Raw genomic sequence first — 15,462 nt, forward strand, 5'->3', positions numbered from 1 at the left:
TATAAAAGTGAAACTAAAAGGCCTGACTCCGATAGAATATCGAACTCAGGCCTTGAAAGCCGCTTAACAGAAATGTCCAACTTTACGGGGTCACTTCACTATGAGTGGCTTTTTTGCGTTTTAAGATAAGATCATTGCTGAGCTAAATTCGGAGGCTTCAATGTTTTTGATGCTCTACGCGTCACTCAGTATGCGTAGCTATTCTCTTCTTTAAACAAGCTCGCGATAACTTCTTGATAGTGCATCAAGTTAAACGTCGAACTCTCAGAGTTGTACTTTTGCTGTCTTGTTTCTAAATAAGGCTGAGAGACCAGTGAACTTACCAGCATCTGATAATAATCAAAGTTGGATTCGTTACAGCCATCAACTAAATAAAGGAGGTTTTCAAGAGTTTTGTGATAGATGAAACCGAACTTAGATTCTTTCAACCTTTGAACATTATCGTGATTAAAAGAGTTACCACCAAGGGTGAATAATAAAAATATATTTGGCGCACTTTCCCAAAACTCAATAAGCTCTGAGATTAACTGTTGTAGCTGTACCCCTTCTACTCTTTGATATTTTGAAAACTGTTCCTTAAATCGATTTGTATGCTCTTCAATGAGCTGATCAAAAAGCTGTTCTTTATTATTGAAGTAATAAAGAATTAAAGCAGGACTTACCCCTGCAGATTTGGCAATAGAGCGAATTGATACTTTATTATAAGGCTGAGAAATAAATAGTTTTTCTGCTGCACTTAATATTTCTTCTCTTTTTTCTTTTGGCATCAGATTATATCCCACCCGCTTGTTTACATTTACCGCACATTTTATAACTCTAAGAAACAATCTCAATATGAAAAAACACACATTTAGTACACCGTTAGATAATCAAAACTTAGAAATCTAAATTTCATATGTGTTTTAAATAATGTAATTAAAATCAAACTGAATAATTGCTCTAAGAAACAATAACATATAGCTAAGCAATATCACGTAAGGGTTAAGTAAGGCTAGCTATCTTAAATGTAAGGACGATCAGCTCAAACGTAAGCCAATGTAAGAGTGGCGCTCATATTGAGCGCCACATATAAAATTAAAGTTTTAAAATCACTTTAACTGAACTATCGACTAAAGATTCATCGATATAAGCAATCGTATTTGTCGAGCTAGCAACCATGTCTTTCGCTAGGCTCTCCTGACCAACAGCCTTAGGTGGTTGACCTTTACCCGTGAATACGCGTTTTGCCCAGTATGCTTGCAGCTGCGCTTCGGTTTTTTGAGTAATAGCTTGGTGAAATTCACCTTTCTTTGGATGTCCGTCTTCCAAATCAACCGCTTCGATTTGTAGTGACTTCGCTTTTCCTAAGTACAACTTCTTAACCGTTGAAGCGTCAAGCTCAGACATAGCAGGGTTACCAACGACAACGAGGCCAGCGAATACGTTCATGCTGCTAAGAAGAGCAGCGGCTACTAATGTTTTTTTCAACATGATTCTCTTCCTTAAAATACCGCATCAACTTTTACAGTGTACAAAATGTTATCGTCGTTCTTATATTCCGACGCTACACCACCATTCGTTGAACCAAAGCCAGTTAGGTAGCTAATATCACCTTTTAGCGCAATATTCGGTAGGAAGTCCCAACGAGCACCAACACTGTATGTTGTGCGCTGTGTGTTTAGCTTATCAGCTAATGCTTTTGCTGAACCGTATGCGTATTTCGCAGACGCACTGGTTGGGTTTTGAAGTACATTTGCAAGCTGACGGTTAGCTTCTGCATTTCGCTCGTCATCGTCCTGCGTTTCCATGTGTGACACGGTAATGTAAGGCGTTACTTCATCTAGACGGTATGCTGCTGTTAAGTAAGCTGCATCTACATCGTAGTAAAACCCTTCAACGGTTGTTCGCGTCACTTCTGAAACCAGCATTAGGTTGCCGTTTTCGTATCGACCACCAACACCGTAAAACTTCGCTTTCTCATCATCAAACGTTGAATTCAACACCGGCTTGCTGTTTACATTCCAGTTAGTTGAAGAGCTGATCACAGACTGTGCGTACACAGCACGTAGCGTCCAAGTATCATCAGTCCAGTTAACTACACCACCAGCAATGTCATCAAACTGTGTATCAGCATTGTAGCTATGCTTTGATGCCGACAATTTCTGTGAACCGGCAAAGCCTTGGAATGAAAGAGTACTGTCATCTAGCTCTACATCATAAATGAAGTCACCGCCCGTTAGAGAGGTAAGCACTACTGAGCCGTACACTTCATTCGGCACTCGCACACCAACTTGTGCGTAACCCACTTCTAGATAATCAGAATACATGAACAGTGGCAAACGTAATTTACCGCCACGAACCGTTAAGTTTGGTGTCACTTTATGGCTTAAGAATGCCCACTCAATATCTGGAGACCAGTTCTCTTTTTTGTTACCACGAGCAACCATTTGAACAACGGCTGAAGTTGACTCATTAACTTCGAACTCACCTTGTAAACCAAACAAAGAACCTTCATCAAAACGTACTTTATTCTCCGACTTCATGAAGCCGTGGTTTTGATTACCTAGTTGCATGTTCAAAGATGCAAAACCATTGAAACTAAATTTATCAGCAATTGAGTTTTGCTCTTTCGCTTCAAGGATAGCGACCTTTTTCTCTAGCTCGGCCAATTTTTGCTCATCTGAAGCATGTGCAGCAAACGATGCCGCAAGCGCCACTGCTACAGGCAATAAGCGAAATGGGGAGTTAGTCATTATTGTTCTCCGTTATACTTTGAATTGTGATGTTGATTTACTCAGCTCTGTCACGATGCCACTCAACTGGTGGCTCAGAGCTTCTAGTTGATCGGTAGACTGAGACACTTGGTGAGAGCACTGTCTAAAATCATCCATATGGGTATGAATTTGTTTTGAAGCACGAGCTTGGTGTTCAGTGGTACTCGCTATCTGACGATTCAGCTCGGTAATCTCTTCAACCTGTCCGCTAATTTCTAATAGGTAATCACCAGCGTTTTGTGCATCTCCAACGGCTTGAGAGGAGCTTGCGAGACCTTGGTCCATTGCACCTACCGCCGCATTCGAACCCGACTTAAGCTCGCCGAGTAAGGCATTAATCTCGGTTGCTGATTGTTGGGTGTTATTAGCGAGTACACGTACCTCATCAGACACAACAGCAAAGCCGCGCCCATGCTCTCCTGCTCGAGCTGCTTCAATCGCCGCGTTTAGGGCCAGCAGATTGGTTTGCTCGGCAACGCTTTGAATCGTGCTGAGGATTGAGCCCACATTGCTGGCATTTTGGTCGAGCTCTTTTAATTTTCCGGCGGTATCGCGAATATTGGTGGCAAGCTCTTCGATCTCTTGGCTTGTTTTCAAAACGACTTGGGTACCCGTTTGAGCACTGGCATTGGTCTTTTGAGCTTGTGAATCGGCATGTGATGCAAAGCCAACCACTTGTTCAATAAGAGCAATGATATTGTTAACTGCGTCAGTCACTTCTTCGATGTGGTCACGTTGGGTGCTGTTCAACGCTAAGGTTTGATTGGATTCACTGCGGATTTTGTCGCTCACAACCTCAAGCTCCTGCCCAATGCTCAACGTGCTTGCAATGATCCCTTGAAGCTTCTCAATAAACTGGTTAACGCTTTGTACAAGGGTTGCTATTTCGTCTTTGCCGGAATAATCGATGCGTACGGTTAAATCACCATCTCCCGTTGCGATCGCTTGCATTTTCTCAGTGACGAGCAGAATTGAACTGATAACAGATTTGAAAATCGCATAGCCCACTACAAAGACAGACAAAACAAAGAAAACGCCAAGCCAGATTGACTGCTGAGCAGCGTCGTTTGCGGCATTCTCTGAGTGCAATATGGTATTTACGACATTTTGACTCGCTGACGAGCGCAGCATTTCACTTGCCGCGAGTAACGAATCATATTCAGCAGTGAGCGTATTCGATCTTGCTGTGAGATTCGCGAAGGAGTCATTCAAGTTAATAAAATCTAGACTTAACGCGTACGCGGAGTCCGTGTACTTTTTTAGCGAGCTCGACACCTTGTTAAATGCTTGCGCCTGTGAAGGTAAAACATTGGCCCCTTTACTTGCTTCAACTTGAAGTTCAGAAGATATTTGGCGCGCATAGTCGAGAGCCTGCTCATCTTCCATGATCACAGCGGCTTCGAACTGCTGTTGAACATTTGGCAACAGCGAGTGAATTTTAGTGGCGTGCTCTAATGCAGGGTAATAACTTATTTCTAACTGAGTTAGTCGTTGGCTATTATCGCGATGAATAAAAACATTGATGGTAATTATCGCCGCTAAACTGAGCGAGATAATAGATAAAAGAACGACGAATTGTACTTTTATATTGATATAACGAGACAGTAGCATAAGGTTCTATTGAATTAGCGCAAATTGATAATTATGTTACCGCCAGTTCACTTTTATCGGTGAACATATTCACTAAACAAATATCACTTTATGTTTAAATGGCTCCCCTATTACCCCTACGCCAGTAAATTGAACTCGGTTATTTTCTTTTCCCAGCTACTTTTCCACTCAGGCAGTTGATCAGCAGGCATCGGACGCGCAATAAAATACCCTTGAGCCAGTGTGTCTTTATTACTCATTGAACGTATATCTTTCCAAATTGATATATCTTCAATGCCCTCTGCTACGGTTGTTAAATCCAATAATTTAGCGAGGTAAAGTGAAGCTCTCACAATTGCTCGACTAGAGCGGCTTTGCTGGATGTTTTTAACGAAGTCGATATCCAGTTTCAATGCAGAAAATGGCAGATCCTCGAGTTGTTTCAGTGAGGAGTAACCCGTTCCGAAATCGTCAATCGCGAGAGGAATACCACGCATACATATTCTTGTTGTAGACGCTAAAGCAAGTGCAACGCTTTCAACTAAATCGGACTCCGTTAACTCAAGCTTGATCTGTTCAACATCTAACCTACCGTAATCGATAAGCTTAAAAATATAATCGACAATTTCACCGTCGATCATATCTTTCGCTGTTAAGTTCAAAACAAACCTGCGGCTGCATAGGAAACGTTGATCGTTAATCGCTTGATCAAGCAACTGCTTCAATACATTCAACATTAACCCTGAGTCAATGAGACGCGTCAAAAAGAAAAATGGACTAAGGACACCATAATGGGGATGCTGCCAACGAATTAAAGATTCACTCTCCTTCCATTCTCCCGTGTGAATACAAACGATGGGTTGATAGTGCAAAACCATCTCATGGTTCTCGACAGCCTTTACGATGTCCTCATCAGTGATCACGATATCTCGATTTGAACTTGAAGCCGACTTTGCTTTTTTAGTGTCCCTGCTTACTAGCTCTAGCAGCCGCGCACGATCAATCGGCTTTTCTAATACCCCCATTAAATTGAGATTAAATGCCTTACACATTTTACTAGCGGCATCGAGCACGGTTTGGTTTTCAGCACTCGTTATGATGATGTTGCCCTTGAAGTTCAAATTAGCTAACCTTTTTAGCAATTCGATCCCATCTATCATTGGCATATTGAGGTCACACAATATTAGGTCGACCGAAGACTGTTCAATGTGGTCTAACGCCTTACACCCACACTCGAAAGAATGAACCTTGCCGACACTCAAGCTGTTCAATACCATGGTCATGACATTCAACTGAAAGGGGTGGTCTTCGATTACAACAATATTTTTATCCATAGTGTTCCCTCAGCCTATTGAGCATACGTGGAGTAGAAGCTTTGTAACTTCTGCGTTAGTCGCTCCACTTCATGGAAATACTCTAAGTACCCACCTCTATGGTTTGCAGAGGCGTCTTCTAGCTGTTGCAGTTGGTCAGCCATCTCAGCACTGCCAACCATCTTCGCTGCACCTTTCATTTTGTGGGCAACTTGTTTGATTTCATCGAGGCTCTCGCTCTCACATGCAGTGAGTAACAAAGGCAAGTCTGAGCAGTGACTCTGAATAAAATCCTTGATGATCTGCTCGATGAGGTCCTGATCTCCAAATAATTCCATCAGGTTTTGAATATCAATAGGCGTAAGGCTAGGTTCAACACTCGTATCGTTGGCCGCTAACTGGCTAACAGCCGGTGTGCCTTTCATAAGATGTTTATTGATCGTGTCACCAATCACTTTGAGCTTGGTAGGCTTAGACAAAAAGTCATCCATACCAATCTCAAAACATTTGTCGTTTTCACCCTTAACGGCGTTTGCTGTCAGCGCAATGATAGGCAATCGAGGTATATTCTGACTTTGCTCTTTCGAACGAATCTGTTTCGTTAGCTCATAGCCATCCACCTCAGGCATATGACAGTCTGTGATAAGTAAGCCATAGTCTTGCTTATCGAGCGCCGCTAGCGCTTCTCTACCGTTGTCCACCATATCGGCATGAAAACCTAGCTGCTCTATCTGCTTAATAATGATCTGTTGGTTGATTGGGTGATCTTCCGCAATCAGTATCAGCCTATTATTTTCCATCGCCGATTCGCGTGATTCGGTGCTTAATCGTAAGTTGTTTTCTTCCTTTACTATTTCTTCGATAAAGGTTGGATTATTACTCAAGCAATGTCTTAGCTGTGAAGGGAGTAATGGGTTTGCCGATAAATTCCAACCTAACTTACAAGGTGCAGGCGAAAGCATCCCATGTTCGCTTAGACAGATAAAATTCACGTTCTCATCAGGAGTATTAATAGCCTGAGCAAGCTCATGAGGGACGAACACAAAGCTAGGCTCAATGGTCTCTAGCCAATGCGCTAACTCTTTCGTGGTTTGCACGCTCTTTGTAATCACCTTAATACCCCAAGATGTCAGATAGCTCTCCAACTCTTGATGCTGCATGAAGGTTTTGGTGAGCAAAGCGACTTTACCTGTCATATCTTGATACTGGTTATCATCAAGTGATGCTAGAGGTACCGAGATAGTAAATGTTGAGCCTAAGTTCATCTTACTAGTCACGTTCAGCGTCCCGCCCATTTGCTCTATCAATTGCTTTGAGATAGTCAATCCAAGACCCGAGCCACCATACTTTCTCGTGGTGCCTTCATCCGCCTGCACGAAAGGTCTAAATAGGTTTCGGATATGCTCTTCGCTAATACCAATTCCGCTATCGAAAACTTCAAAACAGACTTGTTGCTGGCCATCGTTTTGACTTACTAACTTTGTCGTCAAACCAACAGTTCCATGCTCAGTAAATTTAATTGCATTGCTCAACAGGTTGTTCAGTACTTGACCGAGGCGGATGTCGTCCATCAATACCGAGTCTTTTAACTCAGGGTCTAGCCAGAACTTGAACTGCAACCCTTTGGCATGCGCCTGCCTTGCTTGCAGTTGAGTCACCCTAAGAGTCAAGGTATCAAGGCTTGCAGGCTGGTAATCCAAAGTCAGCTTACCTGCCTCAATTTTAGAAAAATCAAGGATGTCGTTAACGATGTGCAATAAGTTATTAGCGGACTGGCTTAACGTTGTATGAATCTTTTGTACTTCATGACCCACTTCATATTGCTCGGAAAGCTCTAGCAAACTCACAATGCCACCAAGAGGCGTTCGGATCTCATGACTCATGTTGGCTAGAAATCTCGATTTCGCTTCTGTTGCTTCAATCGCACTCTGCCTTGCCTGAGTGAGCTCTTCTTGCTGCTGCTTTAGCTCGGTAATATCCGTCAGTACAGAGTCCCATTCGTAATAATCACCACGATCGGATATTTTGCTTTGTAGGTTAAGCCAACGATTCTGATTTTCGATATTGACGCCAATATCCAAACTCAACTTTCCATCTTTGTTGCCACAACGTATTTTTCGAATCAGAGTACGGCGGTCTTTCGCATTTAGCGGCGCAAAGAAGCTCGTAGGAGAACGACGTAGTTGAGAAGGCGTCAGCCCAAGAAGTTCTTCAATTCCATTACTGATAAATACGAACTCGATATCGTGTAAGCTTCGCTTAGGCTGGATATGTTGTATCACCGCACCGTGTAAGTTGTTCGCGAGTTTTTGGACGCGGTCATCCGCACTTTTGGCGATTTTTTTCGCTTCATACAATTCAGTCAAATCATCGAGAATCGTTACTGAACCTTCGATACTTCCATTGGATATGTACGGGCACTTCCAATATGCGTAGTGCTTACTGCCAAATGGCGAGACCACCTCTTTTTCCAAACGAGGCAAAACATTCCCTTTGTGGATCATGGCGTCTTCGTCTGGATTGTTAATGATTGCTTCTTCTATTAAGTCAAAATCCTTTAGCGCCCTAGCCACACTGTTGAAACTCACAAGTTGGTTATCTAGGTCACGTACCACAATTGGAAACGGCATTGCGTTAAGTAGTGAACGCTCGAACTCGACTTGATGCTTCAACGCAGACTCAGCACGCTTGCGATCTTCAACCTCACGGCTTAATTTCCAGCTCCATGCCATGATTGCCATAATAAGAACAGATGCGACAGAAATAAGAATGGCAGCACCCAGAATCACATCTTTAGTGTCGACTCCAGATTCGTAAGAAACATCTAACCAATTCTTTTTAATCTGCTGGAATTTATGATGTGGAATCGCAAAAAGCGCCTTATTGATGATGTTACCTAATATCTCTTGGTTAGCTTCCACGCTATATGCAACTGGCACATCATTGTCTTTAGAAAGCAGGCTAATTACTCGCAAGTACCCTGAATACTGTCCTTGAAGAAGCGGTGATGCGAGATATAAAGAGAGCATTGCAGAGTCAACTTGCCCTTTATCAACCGCCTCTAACACTTGCTCAACCGAGTCATACTTTTTTATTGGGCAAGCTTCGCAATAACGCTTAGCCAATTGGGAACCAACGCTATCGTCAGTAGTACCGATAATAGCGTTCTGAGAAAGCTCACCAAACACATCGACCTTGTTACTGTCGCTTTTACCAATCAGCGCCCACGGCTCAACCATAAAAGGTTTCGAGTAAAGGTGACGATCATCCACACCAGCAAAGGGAGTCGCTTTGGTATGGATCAGCGGTAGAGAAACCGTATGTAAATCGTTCCCTTCGATACCAAAGTCATTTTCAAAAATGAAGTTTAGCCCCGTAAGTCGAGAGATCTCATTCAAGATATCGATCGAGATACCATCAGGCTGCCCTTCGCTGTTCACGAATGAAATAGGTTTTGAATCTCGAATGTAGGACACATAAATATTGGGATTCAATGATAGGTATTGCTGCTCTTTTTCTGTCAATAACAACTTATTTTTGCTAACAACCAATAGTAAACGTCTTTGTATTTCGTTTAACCATTTCTTATGGATATTAACGATTTGATTTGGCTTATCTTGTTTAATTGAAGTATTGATGATGTTCAATAGCTTCCTATTCTCAGGAGTATCAAGTAAAGCAATAACGTAGTTATTCAGAGGCAAGCCATCATGCAAATTCACAGACAGTGATGCGTCATAGGGGCTATTCATCAGCTTACTGTGTAACAACACGCCATCATCCACAATTGCGAGCACTTTCTCACGCGCAACAGCGGCTATCGCATCCTGATATGATGAATATGATTCAAATGAAGAAAACGGAAGTAAGGACTTCACAGACGATGCATTACTCGAGTTTTCAAAGTAAGCAAGCTTACGCCCTTTCATGAGCAAATGACTCTCAATAGGTTCACTGCTCAAACTGATCATTCGGCTCGACAAGATCGGTTTCGAGTAGATAACGCCACCACTTGAAACATTTTGCTCTGCCGTGATGATGGCGTCCACGTCACCCGTTTTTAGCATATTGTTGAGTTCAGACGGTGACTGGTAACCAACAAACTCCACACCATCGAGTCCATCTTTCACGTAGAAATCAACTAAGTCAGGCAGTAAGCCCGAAACCTCTCCTTGTTGTGATTGAGCATAAGGAGCAAAATCTGAGATTTGAATTCCTAGTTGAATTGATTCATCAGCTTGTGCTTTTTGTGATGCGAAAAACACCAATGTAATCAAAGAAATTAACTGAAAGAAAAAGATACGGTACATGATAAACCTGACGTTATAGCAGCAGCGTACTTTATAACGTCAAGTTCACAGCCATTCAGCAAGTAGCGTTAAACAAAATATGGATACTGTTTAATAAGCTCACCACACAACAACACAGTAAGAGTTTTCGCATACCGATACAAAAAACAACCTTCTACCATCATTAGTTTCTCAAATTGAAACTCTCCAGCTTACACATGAATCAAATCTCAATTAGCGAATCACCAAAAGCCTAATACCCATAAAACAAAAGCTTTTCGATATGGGAACGAATCAGTTGGACTCAACAACAGCACATTAATTCTCAAATTGAAGGCGAAAAATGCCTCTCAAAATAAAACTATTATCCGCCAGCTACGTATTGTTTCAGTGAGAAGCGAGAACACTTTCATTTAACTATCTGAAATGAAGATCATTTCAGAATGGCACGGGAAATGTTCTGCAAAACTAGACAAAATGGCATTTGAATTGCTTTGTCATAGATAACCCAACCAATATACAGCAGGTTGCATCACTTACCATCATTGCAGCTTGTCACGGAGGATAGGCTATGACCTTACAAAGACATACGTATTACGGCTTAATTCACCATGGAATTAAAACCTTGTTAATGGACAGAGTCGGCCACTTTACTGAGCGTGAATATCACGAGTATCTTGACCTAACGACAGGAAAATCCACCTGCTTCGCGATGAGTGAACAAGAGCTGGAGAACACTTTAGACAATCTGAAGAGCGAAGGTTATTTAGAAGATATCAAGAAGCTGATCCCTCGCTACCAAACGTCATCGATGCGTTGAAATTCTGCCAGCTTCAATCAGTTTAATACCCAATTGTCTCGAGCTGTTTTGCATCGAGACAATTTTAGTTAGACTGTCGGTAACTCAACTAACCGGATATTCAGTCCATATGAAACAAATTCTTGATTTCATCCCTCTCATCATTTTCTTCGCGCTTTACAAGATGTACGACATCTATACGGCTACTGGGGCATTGATTGTCGCTTCTGCACTACAAATCGTTTTGACGTACTTCATCTACAAAAAAATAGAAAAAATGCAGGTGATAACGTTTCTGATGGTTGCGGTATTTGGTGGAATGACCATCTTCTTGCACGACGACAACTTCATAAAGTGGAAAGTCACCATCGTTTACGCTCTATTCGCTATTGGCCTAACCGTAAGCCACCTAATGGGTAAACCTACGATTAAAGGCATGTTGGGTAAAGAGATTACACTTCCGGATGCTGTATGGGGCAAGATCAACTGGGCATGGACATTCTTCTTCACTCTATGCGCAATCATAAACGTATATGTTGCTTTTAACCTACCATTGGATGTATGGGTTAACTTCAAGGTGTTTGGCCTGCTAATAGCAACATTACTATTTACGCTGCTTACGGGCGTCTACATCTATAAGCATTTACCAAAAGATCAACAGCTCCAAAAAGAGCAGCAAGAGCTAACTGATAAAAATACTGACAAGAAGTAACCCCAAGGGGTGAGTCCTCATTCCGTTTTTGTTACAATTCTTGTCAATATGCTATACCTAGCGGCCAATGATACTTGTGATCATTGGCCGTTAGCTTTTTTGTGTTGCGGAAACTGGTCAAAATAAAGCCTATTATTTAATGTAAATCGCACTAAATCATTGGCTATCTGATCTCTGTTGTTCATTGCGCTCGTTTGCCAATGCGCTTCACCAACCAACACTTCTGTTTTTATTTAGATAATCAATACCACCAAGAGTACAACAATGACGATTCAATCAACTTTGAACCCAATTGGTTCCCTACTTCTTCGCACATTAGCGATGCCTTCTGATACCAATGCAGCAGGTCAAATCTTCGGTGGTTGGATAATGTCTCAGCTCGACCTTGCAGGCGGCATCTTGGCGAAAGAGATCTCTAACGGCAAAATTGTTACCGTGTCGGTTTCGAGCATTGAATTCAAGCAGCCCGTATCCGTTGGTGATGTGGTGTGCGTTTATGGTGACTGCACAAAGATTGGCCGTAGCTCGATGAATATCGACCTAGAAGTCTGGGTTAAGCCGGTCCTGGATCACGGCATTGGCGACCGCTACAAGGTATGTGGTGCAACGTTCAACTACGTAGCCGTTGATGAAAGTGGCAAGCCTCGAACCATCAAGAAATAAGCTAGCTTGCTTCGGGAATGGTCTTTAGTCTCAACCAGTGAAACCACTAAAGACCATACAAGTCTCTCGCACCAATTCACAATTTCTTATCATTAGCTCTTCCAATACCAATTAGTTCGCGTAAATTAGCAAGATAGCTATTTTATAATCTCCCAAATTCAGTGAAGTAAAATAAGGATATGCCAATATGTGGTACGTGATTTTCTCTCAAGATGTCGAAAATTCATTAGAAAAACGCCTCAGTGTTCGCCCACAACATCTAGAACGCCTACAAACACTTCACGATGAAGGCCGCCTATTAACAGCGGGTCCAATGCCAGCGATTGACTCAGATAACCCTGGCGAAGCTGGTTTCACAGGTTCAACAGTAATCGCTGAGTTTAACTCTGTAGAAGACGCACAGGCATGGGCAGACGCAGATCCGTACATCGACGCTGGTGTCTACCAAAATGTCATCGTAAAACCATTCAAGAAAGTATTTTAACGTGAAAAAATGGATTATTAGCTCACTGGCCGCGATCCTGCTTGCAGGCTGTGCTTCAAGTGAGCAAGACCAACAAAGACAACTCGAGATGATGGCGCAGCATCGTGCTGGCGTGCTATCTGCAGGCCTACCTATTGAGTATGGCCCACTGTCTGTTATGCGAGTACTAGCAAAAAACACCGTGATTGAAATCATGATGATCTACAACCAAGATGCTAAAGGTGCTAAGCCTTTAAACCAAGTTGTCGATATGAGTGTGAATAGCTACTGTACTAACTCAGAAGTAAGAGCAAACCTAGATATGGGCTTGGCTTACAACATCAAGATCCGCAACACACGCGGACAACTGATGGTTGAGAAGCTGATAAGCAAAGATACTTGCCAGAGCGCTAATTAAGATTCGAGATTCGAGATTCGAGATTCGAGATTCGAGATTCGAACAAGTATAAAACTAGAGGGCCTCGCATTTGCGAGGCCTTTGTTTTATTAAACAATCAAAATCCTAGACTAAATTATGCCTCAACAGATTCCCACTCTTTACGCAATTCCTTAGTCGCGGAGACTAAGTTAGTCAGTGCTGCTTCTGTTTCTGCCCAATTGCGAGTTTTAAGACCACAATCTGGGTTTGCCCATAAGCGCTCTGCCGGTATTTTTTCCGCCGCCTTCTTAAGTAGGCTAATAATCCACTCTTGCGATGGGATATTTGGTGAATGGATATCATAAACACCTGGGCCAATCGCGTTCGGGTAGTTGAACTCTTCAAACGCTTTAAGCAGTTCCATGTTCGAGCGAGACGTCTCAATAGTAATCACATCAGCATCTAATGCGGCCACTGAATCAATGATTTCATTGAACTCGCTGTAACACATGTGCGTATGAATCTGAGTTTCTGGTTTAGCACTTGCCGATGAAATCTTAAAAGCACCTACCGCCCATTCTAAATATTCTGCATGGTCACGCTTTTTAAGCGGCAGGCCTTCACGAATAGCTGGTTCATCGATTTGGATAATGTTGATTCCTGCATCTTGCAAATCAGATACCTCATCGCGTAATGCAAACGCTAACTGATTCGTAATTTCTTTACGCGAGATATCTTCACGCGGGAAGGTCCAACACAGAATTGTCACAGGGCCAGTCAACATGCCTTTCATCTGCTTAGATGTCAGAGATTGTGCATAAGTCGTCCACTCGACCGTCATCGGTTTTTCACGCTCAATATCCGCGACCGCAATCGCAGGTTTCACGCAGCGAGAGCCATAGCTTTGTACCCAACCAAACTTGGTGGTTTGGAAGCCTGCTAGGTTTTCAGCAAAGTATTCCACCATGTCGTTACGTTCGGCTTCACCATGCACCAACACATCCAAATCAAGTGCTTCTTGACGCTTCACCGCATCGGCAATATGACCTTTTAGTGCGGTCGTGTATTCCGCTTCGCTCAATTTTCCGGTGCGATACGCGCTGCGTTGAACACGAATCTCTCCTGTCTGCGGGAACGAACCTATCGTTGTGGTTGGTAACAACGGTAAACCCAACACTTCAGACTGGTGTGCAGCGCGTTCTGCATAAGGGGCACTACGCTCTGCCAATGCTTTAGTGATTGTATTAATACGAGCCTGTACCTGCGGCTTGTTTACGTGTGTCGCGCTTTTCCGAGCAACAATCGGTTGGCTATAAGTCTCACACGCTAAGATGGCATTTTGATCTCCGTCTAGCGCGGCACCCAATAAGCTCACCTCCGTCACTTTCTGTTTCGCGAAAGCAAACCAGCTTTTCACTTCGTTGCTAAGCGAATCCTCTAGCTCTAAATCAACCGGGCTGTGTAGCAGCGAACATGAGCTCGCCACCCAAAGCTTATCGCCTAACTTCTCTTTCACCGGTTGCAGTTTCGCTAGTTGAGTCGCTAAGTCTGCTCGCCAAACATTGCGTCCGTTGATCACACCAGCAGACAACACCCACTCCGCCGGTAATTGACTAACGACTTCATCAAGCTGCTGTGGCGCTGCAGCTAGATCGATATGCAGCCCGTTAACCGGTAGTTTGACGATTTTGTCTAAAGTATCTGTCACCGAATCGAAGTACGTGGTTAATAGCAGTTTCACTTCCCCTTGAATAACTTGGTATGCCAGTTTAAATGAATCAGCCCATTGTTTTTCAAGCTCGAGGGCAAGAATTGGCTCATCAATTTGAACCCACTCAACCCCCAACTTGGCAAGCTTCGCCAAAATCGCTTGGTAGGCAGTCAGCAAGCGGGGCAACAAGGTTAAGCGGTCGAAGCCCTCTTCTACCTCTTTCCCTAAGTACAAGTAAGACAGTGGACCAAGAAGGACAGGCTTCACTTTATGCCCTGCTTGAACGGCTTCATTCACTTCATCAAACAATTGTGGCCAGCTCACCTCAAACGAATCATCTTTACTGAACTCAGGAACGATGTAGTGATAGTTGGTATTGAACCACTTGGTCATATCTGACGCCGCTGCACCGTTTTTCGTGCCTTCAGAAGCATGTTTCCCACCACAACAAGCAGCTTCAACTTGTGATTGCCCACGTCCCACTCGGAACAAGGTATCTAAATCAGGAAAAGCTTTCTCCTCTTCGCTACCACCAGCATGACGCTTTGGTACATGCCCCAATAGCAAAGTCGTTGTCAGTACATGGTCGTACCATGCGAAGTCACCCGCAGTTGCAAAGCTAAGATTCGCATCAGCTTGTACATTCCAGTTACGATTTCTCAGCTCGCTACCTAACTGTTTGAGTTCTGATTGGTTGATTTCACCACGCCAGTATTTTTCGAGTGTGAATTTCAGTTCGCGCTTTTCACCGATACGTGGGTAGCCAAGAATATGCGTTGTTGTCGTCATG

At 43.1% G+C, this 15,462-nt stretch carries 13 protein-coding genes; 6 read left to right on the forward strand and 7 right to left on the reverse strand.

Annotation, left to right across the window (positions count from 1 at the left end; genetic code table 11):
- Position 1 precedes the first annotated feature (1 nt).
- The gene (locus F0251_RS24725; protein WP_353057832.1) at positions 2 to 67 is read left to right on the forward strand and encodes a hypothetical protein; all 66 of its coding nucleotides are present in this window, start codon (positions 2 to 4) and stop codon (positions 65 to 67) included.
- A gap of 118 nt (positions 68 to 185) precedes the next feature.
- Here the strand turns inward: F0251_RS24725 and F0251_RS23075 are convergent, their stop codons facing one another.
- The 6 genes from F0251_RS23075 to F0251_RS23100 all read right to left on the reverse strand — a co-directional run bounded on the left by F0251_RS23075 (position 186) and on the right by F0251_RS23100 (position 9,966).
- On the reverse strand, positions 186 to 767 hold the full coding sequence (locus F0251_RS23075) for a TetR/AcrR family transcriptional regulator (RefSeq protein ID WP_105057351.1): 582 nt from the start codon (positions 765 to 767) through the stop codon (positions 186 to 188).
- Positions 768 to 1,074: 307 nt separating this feature from the next.
- Positions 1,075 to 1,470, reverse strand: a complete 396-nt coding sequence (locus F0251_RS23080) for a hypothetical protein (RefSeq protein WP_061032815.1) — start codon at positions 1,468 to 1,470, stop codon at positions 1,075 to 1,077.
- An 11-nt stretch (positions 1,471 to 1,481) separates the two neighbouring features.
- Positions 1,482 to 2,732, reverse strand: coding sequence for a hypothetical protein (locus tag F0251_RS23085; protein WP_061032816.1), 1,251 nt, complete (start codon positions 2,730 to 2,732; stop codon positions 1,482 to 1,484).
- Between the two features lie 12 nt (positions 2,733 to 2,744).
- Positions 2,745 to 4,364 carry a methyl-accepting chemotaxis protein gene (locus F0251_RS23090; protein WP_171731909.1) on the reverse strand — a complete coding sequence of 540 codons (1,620 nt, stop codon included), beginning with the start codon at positions 4,362 to 4,364 and terminating at the stop codon, positions 2,745 to 2,747.
- Between the two features lie 116 nt (positions 4,365 to 4,480).
- Positions 4,481 to 5,677 carry an EAL domain-containing protein gene (locus F0251_RS23095; protein WP_061032818.1) on the reverse strand — a complete coding sequence of 399 codons (1,197 nt, stop codon included), beginning with the start codon at positions 5,675 to 5,677 and terminating at the stop codon, positions 4,481 to 4,483.
- A 14-nt stretch (positions 5,678 to 5,691) separates the two neighbouring features.
- The gene (locus F0251_RS23100) at positions 5,692 to 9,966 is read right to left on the reverse strand and encodes a transporter substrate-binding domain-containing protein (RefSeq protein ID WP_105057353.1); all 4,275 of its coding nucleotides are present in this window, start codon (positions 9,964 to 9,966) and stop codon (positions 5,692 to 5,694) included.
- Between the two features lie 550 nt (positions 9,967 to 10,516).
- Between F0251_RS23100 and F0251_RS23105 the strand changes: the two genes are divergently transcribed.
- From F0251_RS23105 to F0251_RS23125, 5 genes are all read left to right on the forward strand, one after another.
- Complete coding sequence (locus tag F0251_RS23105) at positions 10,517 to 10,765, forward strand: hypothetical protein (RefSeq protein WP_004741237.1); 249 nt, start codon at positions 10,517 to 10,519, stop codon at positions 10,763 to 10,765.
- 109 nt (positions 10,766 to 10,874) lie between these two features.
- Positions 10,875 to 11,456, forward strand: coding sequence for a septation protein A (locus tag F0251_RS23110; RefSeq protein WP_171731910.1), 582 nt, complete (start codon positions 10,875 to 10,877; stop codon positions 11,454 to 11,456).
- 264 nt (positions 11,457 to 11,720) lie between these two features.
- Positions 11,721 to 12,119 (forward strand): acyl-CoA thioester hydrolase YciA, encoded by a 399-nt coding sequence (gene yciA / locus F0251_RS23115; RefSeq protein WP_004741235.1) that lies wholly within the window; start codon positions 11,721 to 11,723, stop codon positions 12,117 to 12,119.
- Positions 12,120 to 12,306: 187 nt separating this feature from the next.
- Positions 12,307 to 12,603: a YciI family protein gene (locus F0251_RS23120; RefSeq protein WP_061032821.1), complete on the forward strand. Its 297-nt coding sequence runs from the start codon at positions 12,307 to 12,309 to the stop codon at positions 12,601 to 12,603.
- Position 12,604: 1 nt separating this feature from the next.
- Positions 12,605 to 13,000 carry a GspS/AspS pilotin family protein gene (locus F0251_RS23125; RefSeq protein ID WP_017069993.1) on the forward strand — a complete coding sequence of 132 codons (396 nt, stop codon included), beginning with the start codon at positions 12,605 to 12,607 and terminating at the stop codon, positions 12,998 to 13,000.
- 115 nt (positions 13,001 to 13,115) lie between these two features.
- Here F0251_RS23125 and metE read toward each other — a convergent pair whose 3' ends face one another.
- A complete protein-coding gene (gene metE, locus F0251_RS23130) occupies positions 13,116 to 15,461 on the reverse strand; it encodes a 5-methyltetrahydropteroyltriglutamate--homocysteine S-methyltransferase (RefSeq protein ID WP_171731911.1) in 2,346 nt (781 codons plus the stop codon).
- Position 15,462: the final 1 nt, after the last annotated feature.

Source organism: Vibrio sp. 070316B, assembly GCF_013114115.1.
Taxonomy (GTDB): Bacteria; Pseudomonadota; Gammaproteobacteria; order Enterobacterales; family Vibrionaceae; genus Vibrio; species Vibrio chagasii_B.

What these genes read in the sequence shown, in the direction of transcription:
- F0251_RS23075 (WP_105057351.1), bottom strand. Translation starts at nt 767, where the DNA reads ATGCCAAAAGAAAAAAGAGAAGAAATATTAAGTGCAGCAGAAAAACTA.
- F0251_RS23080 (WP_061032815.1), bottom strand. Translation starts at nt 1,470, where the DNA reads ATGTTGAAAAAAACATTAGTAGCCGCTGCTCTTCTTAGCAGCATGAAC.
- F0251_RS23085 (WP_061032816.1), bottom strand. Translation starts at nt 2,732, where the DNA reads ATGACTAACTCCCCATTTCGCTTATTGCCTGTAGCAGTGGCGCTTGCG.
- F0251_RS23090 (WP_171731909.1), bottom strand. Translation starts at nt 4,364, where the DNA reads ATGCTACTGTCTCGTTATATCAATATAAAAGTACAATTCGTCGTTCTT.
- F0251_RS23095 (WP_061032818.1), bottom strand. Translation starts at nt 5,677, where the DNA reads ATGGATAAAAATATTGTTGTAATCGAAGACCACCCCTTTCAGTTGAAT.
- F0251_RS23100 (WP_105057353.1), bottom strand. Translation starts at nt 9,966, where the DNA reads ATGTACCGTATCTTTTTCTTTCAGTTAATTTCTTTGATTACATTGGTG.
- F0251_RS23105 (WP_004741237.1), top strand. Translation starts at nt 10,517, where the DNA reads ATGACCTTACAAAGACATACGTATTACGGCTTAATTCACCATGGAATT.
- F0251_RS23110 (WP_171731910.1), top strand. Translation starts at nt 10,875, where the DNA reads ATGAAACAAATTCTTGATTTCATCCCTCTCATCATTTTCTTCGCGCTT.
- yciA (WP_004741235.1), top strand. Translation starts at nt 11,721, where the DNA reads ATGACGATTCAATCAACTTTGAACCCAATTGGTTCCCTACTTCTTCGC.
- F0251_RS23120 (WP_061032821.1), top strand. Translation starts at nt 12,307, where the DNA reads ATGTGGTACGTGATTTTCTCTCAAGATGTCGAAAATTCATTAGAAAAA.
- metE (WP_171731911.1), bottom strand. Translation starts at nt 15,461, where the DNA reads ATGACGACAACAACGCATATTCTTGGCTACCCACGTATCGGTGAAAAG.